The sequence below is a fragment of the Nostocoides sp. genome (genome assembly GCF_037045025.1).
Lineage (GTDB): Bacteria > Actinomycetota > Actinomycetes > Actinomycetales > Dermatophilaceae > Nostocoides_A.
On sequence record NZ_JBAOHM010000003.1, the window covers coordinates 200,428 to 214,620 of the forward strand.

Genomic DNA, 14,193 nt, shown 5'->3' on the forward strand with positions numbered 1-14,193 from the left:
AACATCGTGTAAACTTTAGGTACACGGCGTCGCGAAGCTGCGCGGCGCCGGACCATTGATCCCATCGAAGGGGCCGCCCATGACGACCGCATCGTCCACCGCCGTCGTCAACACGGTGCTCGGCCCCGTCCCCACCGCCGAGCTGGGCGTCGTCGCGGTCCACGAAGCACTGCTGTCGGTGCTCCCCGGCGCGCAGTTCGCCCCCGACATCACGATCGACCGGGCCGAGGTCTTCGGCATCCTCGCCTGGCCGGCTGCGGGAGTTCCGCGACGTCGGCGGCGGCACGGTCGTCGACAGCACCGGCATGTTCCACGGCCGCGACCTGCGCCTCTATGAGGCCCTGTCCCGGGCCACCGGCGTGCACATCGTCGCCTCCACGGGCATGGGTCCGGAGGAGCTGCTCGGTGGCTATTTCCTGACGCCCCAGACCAACCCGCCCACCCCGTGGCCGGCCGAGAAGTTCGCCGACCTGTTCGCCACGGAGGTCACGCAGGGCATGGTCATCCCGCGGCTGGAGCGGGGCGCCGCAGCCGGTCTGATCACCACGACCGCGACCCGAGCCGGCATGACCCCGACCGACGAGAGCCTGGCCCGCGGCGCCGCCGGAGCCGCCCGCGACACCGGCGCGCCGCTGTCCTTCCGCTTCGGCGCGGACCCCCTCGGTGAGCTCGACATCGTGCTGCAGGAGCAGCTTGCGGCCGACCGGGTCCTGGTCGGCGGGCTCGACCGCGCCGACGCCGTCGAGGCCGGCGCGGCTCTCGGTGTGGCCGCCCGGGGAGCCTATGTCGGCATCGACCACGTCGGCCACGAGGGCGGTGAGCACGTCGACGACGAGCGCCGCGCCCGGCTGGTGCTCGACCTGCTCGAAGCCGGCCACGCCGATCGGATCGTGCTGGCCAGCAACACGATCGGCGTCGCCAAGGGCGTGCCCGACGTGGCTGTCGCGCTCACCCACGTGCTGACCCGGTTCGTCCCCCGGCTGACGTCCGCCGGCCTGGCAGACGCCGACATCACCCGCCTGCTGGTCGCCAATTCCCACGACTTCCTGACGGTCCGCACCGCGTGACGGGCCATCGACAACCCCTGAACTCCGCGGTGAGGTGAGAGCATTGCGCACGGTCAACACGGTCCTCGGGCCGATCGCCACTGAAGAACTGGGCATCGTGGCCATCCACGAGCACATCGGCTACGGCATGCCCGGCAGCGAACTCGACAGCCAGTGGTGGAAGACGCCCGAGCAGCGCTATGCCGAGACCGTCCCCAAGCTGCGCGCCTTCCACGACTACGGCGGCGGCACTTTCGTCGATGCGACCGGCATCTGCAACGGCCGCGACATCGACTACTACAAGTCGCTGTCCGCGAAGACCGGGGTCCACATCGTCGCCTGCACCGGCTTCGTCGGCGGTGACACCGCCCTGGCCCACTTCGCCCGCGCCGGCGTCGACTACCTCGCCGAGGTCTTCGTCCACGAGCTCACCGTCGGCATCGGCGGCACGGGAAGCAAGGCCGGCGTCATCAAGGTCGGCGTCAGCCGCGGCGGGCGGATGACCGAGCTCGACAAGAAGATCTACCGTGCTGCGGCCCGGGCGGCCTGCCACACCGGCGCCCCGATCATGACTCACCTCGCGATCGACGCCGAGCCGGCGATCGAGATCTTCCACGACGAGGGCCTGCCGCTGCACCGGGTGATCTTCGGCCACGCCGACGACGGCTTCAACGCCGAGAGGACCCGCGACCGGTGGATCGCCGAGCTGGGCGGCCGGGTCGGCTTCGACACCTTCGGCTACGAGACCGAGTTGGCGGATCCGCCCTTCTGGGCCCGCCCGCGCCAGGAGCGGCTCGAGCACTTCCTCGGTTTCCTCGGCGCCGGCTTCCTCGACCAGGCCATCGCCGGCGTCGACGCCAACTGCAGCCCGCTCGGGTGGCCCGGCGTCAAGGGCCACACCGTCAACTACCTCTTCGAAGACCTCATCCCCGACCTACGGGCCGCCGGGGTCGACGAGGCCACCATCACCAGGCTGTTCGAGACCAACCCCGCCGACTTCCTCACCGTCCAGACCCCTTGATTACTCAACGAAGAGAGAGCCCCATGGACAGCACCCAACTGAAGAAGCTCACGATCGCCATCGTCGGCGGCGGCTACGGCGGTGCCAGCGCGGCCAAGGCCCTCAGCCTGCTCGGCGCCACGGTGACCGTCTATGAGCAGGCCACCCAGATTCGCGAGGTCGGCGCCGGCATCGGCCTGCGCCCCTCGTCGATGGACCAGTTCCGCAGATGGGGCATCTTCGACGACATCGCCAAGGTCACCTCGGCGAGTGACTATTTCGAGATCCTCACCGCAGACAACAACCCGATCATGAAGGACACCTGGCCGGGTATGGACGACTACGAGGTCACGACCCACACCCACCTGATCCATCGCAACGACTTCATCCAGGCCCTCGTCGGCGTGCTCCCCGACGGCATGATCAAGCTCGGCCACAGGCTGGCCGACATCGCCGAGTCGCCCGACAAGGTCACGCTGACCTTCGCCAACGGTGAGGTCGCCGAAGCCGACCTCGTCGTCGGGGCCGACGGCATCAAGTCCACCGTGCGCCAGAAGCTGTTCAGCGACCAGCAGCCACGGTTCGCGGGCGAGCACGCCTATCGGGTCGTCGTCGACGCCGACAAGTCCCACGGCCTGGTCATCGACGACAACCTGCGCATGTATCTCGGGCGCGGCACCAAGGTCTACGTCCTGCCGCTGCGTCACCGCGGCCAGATGTCCTTCGACATCACCGCCCTCAACGCCGACAGCACGTGGACCCCACAGGTCACCAAGGACGACATGCTCGCCACCATCGAGGGGTTCGACGAGCGCATCGTCAAGACGGCGCAGGACCTCGACTTCGACAAGGTCAACGTCCGCGCCGTCTACGACATCGACCCCGTCGACAACTGGGTCACCAATCGGGTTTCCCTCCTGGGTGATTCGGCCCACTCGATGTGCCACCACCAGGGCCAAGGCGCCAACTCGGCCATCCTCGACGCCGGCGCCATCGCCGACGCGCTCGCGCAGGCATCCTCGATCACGGAGGCCCTGGCCTCCTATATGGCCGCGCGCAAGCCGGTCACCGACGAACTGCAGCGGATCTCCCGGCAGGGTTGGACCGAGGACGAGGTCAACGCCGTCTTCCCGGGCCAGAAGACCGCCGCCGGGCAGACGGGATCGGACTCGCAGTGATCCACCCCGAGATCGCCGCTGTCTTGGCGAACCTGCCCGCGATGCCTGCCGGGCCGCTCGATCCGGTTGCGCTGCGCCAGGCGGAGGCGGCCCAGGTGCCCGCGCCGAAGGAGCGCAGGCCGCAGCTGTATGCCGTCACTAACACCACCGCGGACACCACCGCGGGGCCGGTGCCGGTGCGGATCTACACGCCGGCGCAGAGCGCGGCATACGGGCTGCTCGTCTATTTTCACGGTGGTGCCTTCTTCCTCGGCAGCCTGGACACCCACGATGCCCTGGCCCGCTCGCTGGCGCAGCAGACCGGTCTGAAAGTCGTCAGCGTCGGCTTCCGGCTGGCCCCGGAGAACCCGTTCCCGGCCGGGTTGCAGGACTGCTACTACGTGGTCCGCTGGGCCGCCGAGCACGGCGCGGACCTGGACTGGGACGGCGCGACGCTGGCCATCGCGGGAGACAGCTCCGGCGGCAACTTCGCCGCCGCGGTCGCGGCGATTGCCCACGACGACGGCGTCGACGCGATCACCCACCAGGTCCTGTTCTATCCCTCGCTCGACCTGGACTTCGACACCGAGCGCTATCCTTCGTTGCGGGAGAACGCAACCGGCTACGGACTCGAGACCGCGGGTCTCAAGCCGTTCAACGCGTTCTACCTCGCCGGCGCCGATCCCGACGATCCCCTCGTCTCTCCCATCAAGCGGGCCGACCTGAGCGGTCTGCCCCCTGCGCTGATCGTCACCGCCGAGCACGACCCGCTGCGTGACGAGGGTGAACGCTACGGGGGGCGACTCCAGGACGCCGGGGTTCCCACCACGATCTGCCGGTATGCCGCAGCCAACCACGGCTTCATCCAGAACTTCTCGTGGCTCCCCGAATACCACCGGGCGTTCACCGAGACCGCCGAGTTCCTGCGCGGCTGACCGCCACCGCAACCCGAGCCCACCACCTCGCCCACCCACGGCGGGACCGACCCACCGGAAGAGAGCCAATGCCAGACCAGGTGACCGTTCATCCTCTCGTCTCGCCGTGGGGTCGCTTCGGGCTCTACACCTTCTTCATCGATGCGCCGGAGCCGGCGATCGTCGACACTGGCATCGCCGGCTCCCCGGCACAAGGCATGGCCCCCGCGTTGCGGGCGCTGGGCCGCGACATCGCCGACGTGCGGTGGATCTTGTTGACCCACGGGCATATCGACCACCTCGGCGGGGCGCATGAGCTGTGGGAGATGACCGGGCGCAAGGCGCAGGTCGTCATCCACGAGGCAGACGCCGACTTGCTGCGCTCCCGGCGCGCACACGTCGAGCACTATCTCGCCGTGCGCGACCAGTACCTGGACAAACCCACCGCCGAGGCCGAGCAGACCGCGATGGCGCGCGAGGTGATTTCTGGTGAGATGGAGCCGACGCTCCTCGTCAGTGGAGGAGAGACTCTCTGGCTCGGCGGGGACGTCTCGGTGTCGGTTCTCGAAATCCCCGGCCACACGCCCGGCTCCGTCGCCTATCTCATCGACGGTCAAGAGAGCGCGTTCGTCGGTGACGCCGTGCAGATCCACGGCGCCGCCAACGGTTTTCCCGGATACGAGAGCCCGGACGACTACCGGTCGTCCCTCGAGTTCCTGCAGGCGGTGATCCGACCGCAGCGGCTCTACCTCGGTCACCCGTACCGGTCCGCGGACGGCACGGCATACGGGGTCGAACTGGACCGCGAGCAGACCGAGCACGTGCTGGCCGAGAGCCGGGCGATTGAGGCGCGCGTGCGCGCCACGGCCGATGCCTACCTGAACCAGGGCCTGCGCGAGACAGATTCGGCGTACTCCCCGTTCGAGGCGGTGGCGAGCGAACTCGGCTACACCGCCGACCCCACCCTGGAGCCGTCGCCGTTCTTCACGACACTGCACGGCTACCGCACCAACCATCACGACCACAAGGAGTTCCGCTGCCATGGCTGAGGTCCAGACCGTCACCGCCGGCGGGCAGGAGATCTGCGTCCGCAAGGACCTGCGCCTCCCGATGCGCGACGGGGTCACGCTGGCCGCGGACGCCTATCACGGGGTTGAGGACACGCCGCGCCCGGCCCTGCTTGCGTTGAGCCCCTATGGCAAGGAACTGCAGGCGCTCGCCCTGACCATGCCCCCGCAACGTCGCCCGAGCCCGATGTGGGATGGCTGCATCGAGGCCGGCGACATCGCCCGGGTCGTCGCGCAGGACTACGTCCACGTCATCGGCGACCTGCGCGGCACGGGTCACTCCGAGGGCGAGCACATCGGCAACTACAACGCGGGCGGCGTCCCGCTCGGCCAGGACGCCTATGACGTCATCGAATGGGTTGCCGCGCAGCCGTGGTGCGACGGCAACGTGGGCATGATCGGCATCTCCTACTTCGGCTCGATGCAGGTGCTCGCCGCCGCCGAACGCCCGCCGTCGCTCAAGGCCATCTTCGTCTCGGGCGGACACTACGACTTCTACGAGACGACCTATCACGGCGGCATCATGTGGCTCATGCCGCGCGCCGCGCGCGAGGGCCGCGGCGGGGACTCCGGATGGGCCTTCACCGACCGGGTGAAATCCCGCATGCTGGAGACGTTTTCGCCCGAGGAGCTGCGCGACAAGGTCGCCCGGCGCCTGCAGGACCCCGACATCGCCGCGTGGCCCAATCTGGTGCACGTCCTGCACTACCCCACCAACCACGAGGCCTGGTTCGACATCGTCATGAACGAGGTCGACGGCCCATGGTATGAGGAGCGCAACCCGATCACGCTCGCCCCCGGCATCGAGATCCCCGTCTATCTCGAGCTCAACCAGGGCCGCGGCTGGACACTCGACGGCACGCTCGAGCTCTTCCATGCCCTGCGCGGGCCGAAGAAGATCGACATCAGCCCCTATCCGCCCATGCATTCGCGGCCGTTCGTCGAGTGCCACGACGAGATGTTCCGCTGGTATGACTACTGGCTCAAGGGAATCGACAACGGCGTCATGGACGAGCCGGCTGTCTCGATCCACGTGGAGGGCAGCAAGGAGTGGGTCACGGCCGACTCCTGGCCCCTGCCCGTCGACTACCGGCCCCTCTATCTGCGCCCGCGACGCCGGCTCTCCCCCGACCCCGAGACGATGAGCAGCGCGTATGCCGCTCCCGACGGCTTCTTCCAGGCCCCCCTGACCGTGACGGACCAGGTCGAGATGCTCACCTGGTCGACCGCCCCCTTCTGCGAGACCACCGAGATGATCGGCACCGGCGCCGCGCACATCTTCGCCGAGATCGACCAGCCGGACACCAACTTTATTCTCCGCCTTTGGGATGCCGCCCCGGACGGCACGCGTCAGCTGGTCACCGCCGGGTATCTCAAGGCCTCGCACCACGAGCTCGACGAGCGCACCACCGAGGGCAATCCCTATCACCCGCACACGAGGTCGGTCCCGGTCGAGCCGGGCACCGTCAACGAGTACGTCATCCGGATCTATCCGTTCGCCAACGCCTTTGCTCCCGGCCATCGGTTGGTGGCGGAGCTGTCCAACGACGAGCCGATGGCCGACGAGCACAATGCGCTGCTGCCGCCCGATGCCTTCCACCTGCCGGTCGGGCACCCGGTGACCCATAAGATCTATCGCGACGCCGAGCACCCGTCCCGGCTCGTGCTGCCCTTCTCCGTCCGGAAGGCAGATCGATGACCTCCCCCGCCTCGGCCACGGCCACGGCTGTCCATTCCGATCCACGGCCGGCGCTGGCGGACATCCCCGACGGGGCAACCGTGATGATCGGCGGCTTCGGCGTCGCCGGCCAGCCGGTGGAACTCATCGATGCCCTCATCGCCCATGGGGCCGGTGACCTCACGGTGGTGAACAACAACGCCGGCAACGGCGATGTCGGACTGGCCGAGTTGATCCGCCTCGGGCGGGTGCGCAAGATCATCTGCTCCTTCCCCCGCCAGTCCGATTCCTGGCACTTCGACGCGAAGTTCCGCGCCGGCGAGATCGAGCTGGAGGTCGTTCCCCAGGGCAATCTCGCCGAGCGGATCCGAGCCGCCGGTGCCGGCATCGGGGCCTTTTTCACCCCCACCGGCTACGGCACGCTGCTGGCCGAGGGCAAGGAGACGCGGACCATCGACGGGCGGAACTATGTGCTGGAGTATCCGATTCGCGCCGACTTCGCGTTGATCAAGGCGGACCGCGCCGACGCCGTGGGCAACCTGGTCTATCGCAAAACCGCACGCAACTTCGGACCGATCATGGCCACGGCAGCGGCGACCACGATCGCTCAGGTGCGCGAGATCGTCCCGGTCGGCACGCTCGACCCCGAGGTGGTGGTCACCCCGGGCATCTTCGTCACCCGGCTGGTGTCCGTCGCCGCACCGGCGGCCCGTGACGAGAAGGAAGGCAACCAGTGACCACCGCCGCCGGGCGATCGGCCCTCTCCCGTCCGCAACTCGCGGCCCGCCTGGCCCGCGACATCCCGCCCGGTGCCTATGTCAACCTCGGCATCGGGATGCCCACGCTGGTGGCCGACCACCTCACCGACGAGCACGGCGTCACCCTGCACACCGAGAACGGCATGCTCGGCATGGGGCCGGCGGCAGTCGGCGACCAGATCGACCACGACCTGACGAATGCGGGCAAGATCCCGGTCACCGAGTTGCCCGGCGCGTCCTACTTCCATCACGCCGACTCCTTCGCGATCATGCGCGGCGGTCACCTCGACCTGTGCGTCCTCGGCGCCTTCCAGGTCTCGCTCGGCGGCGACCTGGCCAACTGGCATACGGGTGTCGCCGACGCCATCCCCGCCGTCGGTGGCGCCATGGATCTGGCCATCGGCGCCAAGCGCACCTTCGTCATGATGGAGCTGTTCACCAAGGCTGCCGAGAGCAAGCTGGTTCGCGAACTCTCCTATCCGGTCACGGGTTTGGCCTGCGTTTCGCGCATCTACAGCGATGTCGCGGTCATCGAACTGACCGACGGCATCGCCACCGTGCTGGAGACCTTCGGCAGCTCGCTCGAGCAGCTGCGCGAGCGCACCGGACTCGACCTGCTCGCTGGCTGACGCACGACCCGATCGCGCCGAGCGCCGTCACGACGGCGACCCCGGGATCGCCCTGGATGACGCGAAACCCCGTCGAGGATGGGTGAACTCAGCTGCCGGGATGACGGGGATCACCCGGGCCGAGCGATCACGTCGTGCCCGGTCGCGACCGCGGCCTCCCGCAGCACCGCGTCCAGCCACGCGCGCATCCCGTCGTCGGCCAGCCACGGGTTCCACACCAGGTCGATCCCGAGTTCCTCGATGGGATAAGGGAATTCGTGCACCGCAAGGCCGAGGAAGGCGCTCATCCGGCTGGCGACGTGGTGGCGATGGAAGGCGATGCCACCCGACCCCGCCACCAGGTGCGGGATGAGCAGTTGATCGGAGACGCGGGTGCGGATCGAATAGGTCACGCCGCGCTCGTCGAGCACCTCGTAGGGGCGGACACGATAGCGCCCGGAGTCGAAGACCACGTGCGGGAGACGGGAGATCAGCTCATCCACCGGCGCGTCGTCGCGACGCGTGATCACCGCCCACCGGTCGGCATAGAACCGCTCCCGGGGGTATGCCGTGGCAAAGGCCCGGGGCAGCAGCAGGACATCGACTCCGTCGTGGCTGAACACGTCGTCCGAAGGGGCCGCCAACGCCACCGTGCGCAACCGCAACGTCACCTGCGCAGCCCGGGAGTCGAACACCCGGGTCAGCTCACCGCCCAGGGTGAGTGCGGTGCTGCTCGTCATCGCCACCGTGATCACCCGCTGATCGGAACCCGCCTCGAATGCGGTCGGCCGCACCAGATCCGCGGTTTGACGCAGCGCCGCCCGCAGCGGCCCCACCAGGGTGAGAGCCCGCGGCGTCAACGCCATCCCCGAGCCCTGCCGGATCAGGAGTTCGTCGTCGAGGAGCCGGCGCATGCGTCGCAGCGCGTGGCTCATCGCCGGCTGGGTCAGGCCCACGCGGTGAGCGGCCGCAGTGACCGACCGCTCCTCCAACAACGCCAACAGCGGCACGAGCAGATTGAGATCGACCGAGCCGAGCCGGTCCACCGAGCCGAGCCGATCGGGTGGGCCACGCCGGTCCCCCGGCACTGCTGCGGCGGGGCCGCCGGGCTTACCGGGCACGCGGTGGATCACGGGTGACCTCCGATCATCGATCCACGCACGCCGCCAGGACATGCACATTGTTGATATCTATGATGTCAGACATGCATTGGACATTATGTGAACTAACGCGACATACTGTTCAGTGAAGCGGCGAGCGGAATCCGTCACCACCCTCCAGCCGCCGCGACTCCCCACCGATCCCTCCTGGAGGCAAACCATGCAGCTGATCCTCGACCAGCCCCGCTGCGAGGGCCACGGCCTGTGCGAAGAGGCCGCCCCGACCTGATGCACCTCGACGACGCGGGCGACCCGAAGAGGCGGTGGGGGATGCCGATCTCCATGGGGATCACGCCGTTGCGGACGAGGATGACGACCCGATGAAGAGCCGGTCGCGCGTGGGCAATGGCCCGATCCTCACACATCATGGCCCCCGGGCCACTGGTCCAGGCGTCCCGTTCGCGGGGATCTTGTGGCGAACACGAGAACGGTCGCGGTGACCAGGCCCGGACACAGATGACCAAGGAGCACGTGATGAGCGCAGCCGCAGCGACCTTCGCGCCGTATGCCGTCCAGGTGGACCCGTCCGATCTTGAGCTGCGCGACCAGTTCCCCGGCGAGGTCGAGGCTGGTGACCCGCAGCTGTCCACCCGCACGGTCTGGACCCGCGCCGACGGACGCCACGGGAGCGACCGAAGCCGCAGTGGGCGCCCGGTTCAAGGGCACCAGCCGGGTGGGCCGAATGCGGTGGTCGATGCCCTGCGTCATTGATGAGGTCGTTGCGGGGAGGCGCTTCTCCTTCCACACCAAGGGTCCCGGCAACAGCACCCGCTGGACGTATGACCTGGCTCCCGAGGGCGAGGGCACCCGCATCACCCAGACCTTCGAAATGCTGGGCCTCGCTCGTCCGCTCGAGGTCCTGCTCTACTTCCTCATGCCCGATGCACCGCGACCGCAGCGAAGCCCTCGCCGGCGACCTCGGCCGGATCGGATAGGTCGCCGCCCGCGGGGCCCGCACCTGACGAGGCGGGTGTCGCCGGTCAGCGAGGCGTTGCCAGAGCGAAACGCAGCTGATCGGCGCCGGGCCCAGACAGGCGATCGATGGAGGCTGCGACCGGTGAGGAGCAGGAACAGGTCGGCGAGATGACCCCCGACCTCGGGTCCCGCACCGGTGACCCAGTCATGACCGGTGGCCGCAGGTGCAGGCCGGCGAGCGGCTGAGCCGCGAACACCTTGGCGTTGCCCCTTGCCCCCGTAGCTCACGACCTGATCGGCGGACTCGGCTGAACGCGTCCAACTCCTCGGGTGGGTCCTTCTCGGCCGGCCCGGATTCCGCGGGTGGCTGGATCGTCGAAGCCGTTCTTCCAGCGGCGGGTCCGGCGTGAGCATTCGCGTCGTCGTCGCGGACGACCAGGACCTCGTCCGCACCGGCCTGGTGATGATCCTCGGCGCGCAACCCGACCTCGAGGTCGTTGGGGAGGCCGCTGACGGGCCGGGCGCGCTCGAGAGGCTGGGCATCGGCGACGCTCCGGGGTACCGCAGCGGCGGTCACCACCCACAATGCCCATTCCCGAACAGGATGCCGCGAGCGTGCACCTGTCGCTACGCCTCGGCGCCCTTCCACCGGACTCACGGCATAGTGGCTGCTTGTGGTTCCGCCGTCGCGAGACGGCGAACGCCTGGCGACAGAGGTCGACGCCGCAGTGGCCGGAACTCACGTGGCCGTTGACGCGAATCGGTGCACGCGTCGAGAGTGGGCACTCTTGCCTCGGCGTACGTGATGACGTACGCTGTGAGCTGGAGGTGGGAGATGACTGCAGTGAGCGTAACGTCCGCCAGAGCCAACCTGTATCGGCTCATCGATCAAGTCAACGAGGAGTCGCAGCCATTGACCATCACCGGTCAGCGCGGCAACGCCGTCCTCGTCGGCGAGGATGACTGGCGCGCGATTCAGGAGACGCTCTTCCTCGAGTCGGTCCCCGGCCTGTCCGAGTCGATCCGGCAGGCCCGCGCTGAGGGCATCGAGGTGGGCTCGACTGATCTCGACTGGTGACCGAGTCCCGCTGGCGAGTGGTCTACTCACGCCAGGCGCAGAAGGATGCCAGGAAGCTTGCTTCCTCCGGTCTGAAGGCGAAGGCCCAGCACCTGCTGGACGTGCTGGCCGAGGATCCGTTCGCCACACCTCCGCGCTATGAGAAGCTCGTCGGCGATCTGACCGGTTGTTATTCGAGACGAATCAACATCCAGCACCGGCTGGTCTATGAGGTCGATCCGGCGGAGCACGTCGTGCATGTTCTCCGGATGTGGACGCACTACGAGTAGCAGCACTCCGACCTCACCACCTGACTCGAGTTCTGCCCAGTGCCCCGCATACCGGTCGTGCATTCGTCGCGACATCTCGACAACGGCGTCGGGATGCAGTGACGACCGATGTGGCCGGCTTGCATACGCGCGGAGGTCGCGGCACTATTTAGGTGCAGATGCACTGAATCGTGTTTGGTGACCGAGTTCCGCAACCGAAAGGCCGCGAGGGCATCGCTTCGTGAGCACGCCCGCCTCTCCCCCGCGCGCCCGGCTCAGAGCCGGGCCGCATCAATGGAACCCCAGCCGATTCGGGTGTGGCGCACCATGCTCGAACTGCATGCCGATCTCATCGGCGCCTTGGACGCCGGGTTCCGGACCCATCACCGCCTGTCGATGTCCGAGGTTCGACGTGCTCATCAACATCGGGCCCAACGAGCGGGTTCGCCATGGCGATCTCGCCTCGCGGGTCATTCTCTCGCGCACCGGGCTGACCCGGATGGTCGATCGGCTCGCCGAGCGCGGCTCCCCACCCAGCTCACCGACCTCGGCGAGCTGACGAGCATGCTGCGCGACGCGGCATACGAAAGAAGGATCTGACATGGCGACAACGACAGCTCGCCGGCGTCCACGCCGGCGACGGCTTCCACTGGGTCGGTGACGGCTTCTATGTCACCCAGCTGCTGCCCGGCAGTCCCGAGTTGCAGGCGGCGGCCGACCCGTTCCTGCTCATGGACTACAACCCCGTGCGCGAGTACCCGCCGACGACCCGGCAACGCGGCGTGGGTCCGCACCCGCACCGTGGCTTCGAGACGGTGACCCTCGCTTTCGAAGGCACCGTGCAACACCACGACTCGACCGGTGGCGGCGGCATCATCTATCCCGGCGACGCCCAGTGGATGACCGCGGCCAAGGGGATCCTGCACAAGGAGTACCACGCGCGGGAGTGGGCGGCGACGGGAGGCCGGTTCCACATGATGCAGTTGTGGGTCAACCTGCCCAGCCGCGACAAGATGAGCGAGCCCGGCTATCAGGCGCTGACCGCCGAGTCGATGGGCAAGGTCAAGCTCTCCGGCGGCGGCACCGTCATCCTGTATGCCGGTGACCTCGAGGGTGAGGTCGGCCCGGCCCGCACGCACACGCCGATCGAGCTGTGGGACGTCCACCTCGCCGCCGACGAGACCGCCGAGCTCACCGTCCCCGACGGCCACACGATGATGGTCTTCGTCCTCGACGACCAGGTGGAAACCGACGGCGGCACGATCGGGCTCGAGCAGCTCGGTCTGTTCGAGCGTGACGGAGACGTGGTGCGCCTGACCGCACCCGAGGCCGGCGCCCGAGCGATCATCCTCGGCGGTGAGCCGATCGGGGAGCCGGTGATCTTCTACGGTCCGTTCGCGATGAACACCGAACAGGAGATCGTCCAGGCGATCAACGACTTCAACGCCGGCACGTTCGGACATCTGGTATGAGCGGCACCGACGCCACCATCGTCCCGGTCATCGGGATCCTGGTGGGCATCGCCGGCATCCACGCGGCCCTGGGCTGCTGAGACCCGGGACCATCCGATGTTCGCCGCGAACTACCACGACCCGGCGTTCGGGCGACCCGCGCGCGAGCCGAGCAACCCCTTCGCGTTCACCTACTTTGCCGCCCGGCCGATCCCACGAGACCTTCGCCTCGGCGCTGACGTCGTGGCCCGGTTGGGGCCGGCCGAGGAGTCGCTGGCCGCACTGAACTCGATGGTGACAAGCCTGCCTGACCCGTTCCCGGTCGTCGAGGATCTGCTCATCCGGGACGCGGTGGCGAGCACCCGCGCGGACGGTATACCTGTGACCCTGGAGGAGGTGCGCCGCGCCCAGGGCGACCCAGCCACACCGCCGAGCGAGGCCGTGCAGCAGGTGGTCCAGCACGTTGAGGCGACCACGCATGCCTTTACGTTGCGGGGTGACCTGCCTATCATGCAGCGCGTCATCCTCGGCATCCACGAGGCACTGGTCCGGAACCTGCCCGACCCGCCGCGCTGGCCCGGTGAGTACCGCACCTCGCCGGTGTGGGTGGGCGAGCGCGATGCGACTCCGGACACCGCCGAGTTCGTCGCTGCCCTGCCGGAGCAGCTGCCCAGCCTGATGAACGACTGGGAGCATTTCGTCAACGAGGACGGCTGCCACTACCCCCCGCTGATCCAGGCAGCGCTGGCGCTGTACCAGTTCGAGACCATCCACCCGTTCATCGCCGGCAACGGACGGGTCGGGCGAATCCTGGTCAACCTGCTGCTCGCCGAGCGACGCGTGCTGGAGCATCCCGTCCTGTCGCTGTCGACCGCGATCGAGAACGACCTGCCGGGCTACCACGCCGGGCTGCAAACCGTCCGCGAGCGCGGCGCGATCGAGCCGTGGCTCACCGATGTCCTCGATAACGTCACCGTGGCCGCCGAGACAGCTACAGCAGCACCATCCACCCCACAGGGGAAGACATGAGGTAGACCAGTGAGCGACATCACCATCACCCACAACGAGGCCGCGCATCGGTACGAGGCTCACCTCGGCGGCGCCGTGTCGGGT

16 protein-coding genes and 1 pseudogene are annotated in these 14,193 nt (G+C 68.4%); 16 read left to right on the forward strand and 1 reads right to left on the reverse strand.

Annotated elements, in window-relative coordinates; genetic code table 11:
• Positions 1–79 precede the first annotated feature (79 nt).
• From V9G19_RS01075 to V9G19_RS01115, 9 genes are all read left to right on the forward strand, one after another.
• Entirely contained in the window at positions 80–337 is a 258-nt protein-coding gene (locus V9G19_RS01075) for a hypothetical protein (RefSeq protein WP_462283648.1), read from the forward strand.
• Entirely contained in the window at positions 255–1,067 is an 813-nt protein-coding gene (locus tag V9G19_RS01080) for a phosphotriesterase family protein (protein ID WP_462283879.1), read from the forward strand. The genes V9G19_RS01075 and V9G19_RS01080 overlap by 83 nt, the downstream gene beginning before the upstream one ends.
• Positions 1,068–1,110: 43 nt before the next feature.
• Positions 1,111–2,067 (forward strand): phosphotriesterase family protein, encoded by a 957-nt coding sequence (locus V9G19_RS01085; RefSeq protein ID WP_462283649.1) that lies wholly within the window; start codon positions 1,111–1,113, stop codon positions 2,065–2,067.
• Positions 2,068–2,090: 23 nt separating this feature from the next.
• Positions 2,091–3,224 (forward strand): FAD-dependent monooxygenase, encoded by a 1,134-nt coding sequence (locus tag V9G19_RS01090; protein ID WP_462283650.1) that lies wholly within the window; start codon positions 2,091–2,093, stop codon positions 3,222–3,224.
• 41 nt (positions 3,225–3,265) lie between these two features.
• A complete protein-coding gene (locus V9G19_RS01095; protein WP_462283651.1) occupies positions 3,266–4,138 on the forward strand; it encodes an alpha/beta hydrolase in 873 nt (290 codons plus the stop codon).
• A gap of 80 nt (positions 4,139–4,218) precedes the next feature.
• Positions 4,219–5,166 (forward strand): MBL fold metallo-hydrolase, encoded by a 948-nt coding sequence (locus V9G19_RS01100; RefSeq protein ID WP_462283652.1) that lies wholly within the window; start codon positions 4,219–4,221, stop codon positions 5,164–5,166.
• Positions 5,159–6,883, forward strand: coding sequence for a CocE/NonD family hydrolase (locus V9G19_RS01105; RefSeq protein WP_462283653.1), 1,725 nt, complete (start codon positions 5,159–5,161; stop codon positions 6,881–6,883). Before V9G19_RS01100 ends, V9G19_RS01105 begins: the two co-directional genes overlap by 8 nt.
• Positions 6,880–7,599 (forward strand): 3-oxoacid CoA-transferase subunit A, encoded by a 720-nt coding sequence (locus V9G19_RS01110; protein WP_462283654.1) that lies wholly within the window; start codon positions 6,880–6,882, stop codon positions 7,597–7,599. The genes V9G19_RS01105 and V9G19_RS01110 overlap by 4 nt, the downstream gene beginning before the upstream one ends.
• On the forward strand, positions 7,596–8,249 hold the full coding sequence (locus V9G19_RS01115) for a 3-oxoacid CoA-transferase subunit B (protein WP_462283655.1): 654 nt from the start codon (positions 7,596–7,598) through the stop codon (positions 8,247–8,249). The genes V9G19_RS01110 and V9G19_RS01115 overlap by 4 nt, the downstream gene beginning before the upstream one ends.
• Before the next feature lie 110 nt (positions 8,250–8,359).
• On the opposite strand, the gene V9G19_RS01120 is transcribed toward V9G19_RS01115, so the two are convergent.
• Complete coding sequence (locus V9G19_RS01120; RefSeq protein WP_462283656.1) at positions 8,360–9,361, reverse strand: LysR family transcriptional regulator; 1,002 nt, start codon at positions 9,359–9,361, stop codon at positions 8,360–8,362.
• Between the two features lie 501 nt (positions 9,362–9,862).
• On the opposite strand from V9G19_RS01120, the gene V9G19_RS01125 reads away from it, so the two are divergent.
• From V9G19_RS01125 to V9G19_RS01155, 7 genes and pseudogenes are all read left to right on the forward strand, one after another.
• Positions 9,863–10,099: a hypothetical protein gene (locus V9G19_RS01125; RefSeq protein ID WP_462283657.1), complete on the forward strand. Its 237-nt coding sequence runs from the start codon at positions 9,863–9,865 to the stop codon at positions 10,097–10,099.
• A 610-nt stretch (positions 10,100–10,709) separates the two neighbouring features.
• Positions 10,710–10,835: pseudogene (locus V9G19_RS01130) on the forward strand (response regulator transcription factor); the annotation flags it as partial.
• A gap of 303 nt (positions 10,836–11,138) precedes the next feature.
• The gene (locus tag V9G19_RS01135; protein ID WP_462283658.1) at positions 11,139–11,381 is read left to right on the forward strand and encodes a type II toxin-antitoxin system Phd/YefM family antitoxin; all 243 of its coding nucleotides are present in this window, start codon (positions 11,139–11,141) and stop codon (positions 11,379–11,381) included.
• Complete coding sequence (locus tag V9G19_RS01140) at positions 11,378–11,650, forward strand: Txe/YoeB family addiction module toxin (protein WP_462283659.1); 273 nt, start codon at positions 11,378–11,380, stop codon at positions 11,648–11,650. Before V9G19_RS01135 ends, V9G19_RS01140 begins: the two co-directional genes overlap by 4 nt.
• 391 nt (positions 11,651–12,041) lie before the next feature.
• Positions 12,042–12,188, forward strand: a complete 147-nt coding sequence (locus V9G19_RS01145; protein ID WP_462283660.1) for a hypothetical protein — start codon at positions 12,042–12,044, stop codon at positions 12,186–12,188.
• 37 nt (positions 12,189–12,225) lie between these two features.
• Complete coding sequence (locus V9G19_RS01150) at positions 12,226–13,101, forward strand: pirin family protein (protein ID WP_462283880.1); 876 nt, start codon at positions 12,226–12,228, stop codon at positions 13,099–13,101.
• A 96-nt stretch (positions 13,102–13,197) separates the two neighbouring features.
• The gene (locus V9G19_RS01155; protein WP_462283661.1) at positions 13,198–14,109 is read left to right on the forward strand and encodes a Fic family protein; all 912 of its coding nucleotides are present in this window, start codon (positions 13,198–13,200) and stop codon (positions 14,107–14,109) included.
• The last annotated feature ends 84 nt before the right edge of the window (positions 14,110–14,193 follow it).

Excerpts from the sequence above, each read along its gene's own strand:
- V9G19_RS01075 (WP_462283648.1), top strand. The coding sequence starts at position 80 with ATGACGACCGCATCGTCCACCGCCGTCGTCAACACGGTGCTCGGCCCC.
- V9G19_RS01090 (WP_462283650.1), top strand. The coding sequence starts at position 2,091 with ATGGACAGCACCCAACTGAAGAAGCTCACGATCGCCATCGTCGGCGGC.
- V9G19_RS01095 (WP_462283651.1), top strand. The coding sequence starts at position 3,266 with ATGCCTGCCGGGCCGCTCGATCCGGTTGCGCTGCGCCAGGCGGAGGCG.
- V9G19_RS01105 (WP_462283653.1), top strand. The coding sequence starts at position 5,159 with ATGGCTGAGGTCCAGACCGTCACCGCCGGCGGGCAGGAGATCTGCGTC.
- V9G19_RS01110 (WP_462283654.1), top strand. The coding sequence starts at position 6,880 with ATGACCTCCCCCGCCTCGGCCACGGCCACGGCTGTCCATTCCGATCCA.
- V9G19_RS01125 (WP_462283657.1), top strand. The coding sequence starts at position 9,863 with ATGAGCGCAGCCGCAGCGACCTTCGCGCCGTATGCCGTCCAGGTGGAC.
- V9G19_RS01135 (WP_462283658.1), top strand. The coding sequence starts at position 11,139 with ATGACTGCAGTGAGCGTAACGTCCGCCAGAGCCAACCTGTATCGGCTC.
- V9G19_RS01155 (WP_462283661.1), top strand. The coding sequence starts at position 13,198 with ATGTTCGCCGCGAACTACCACGACCCGGCGTTCGGGCGACCCGCGCGC.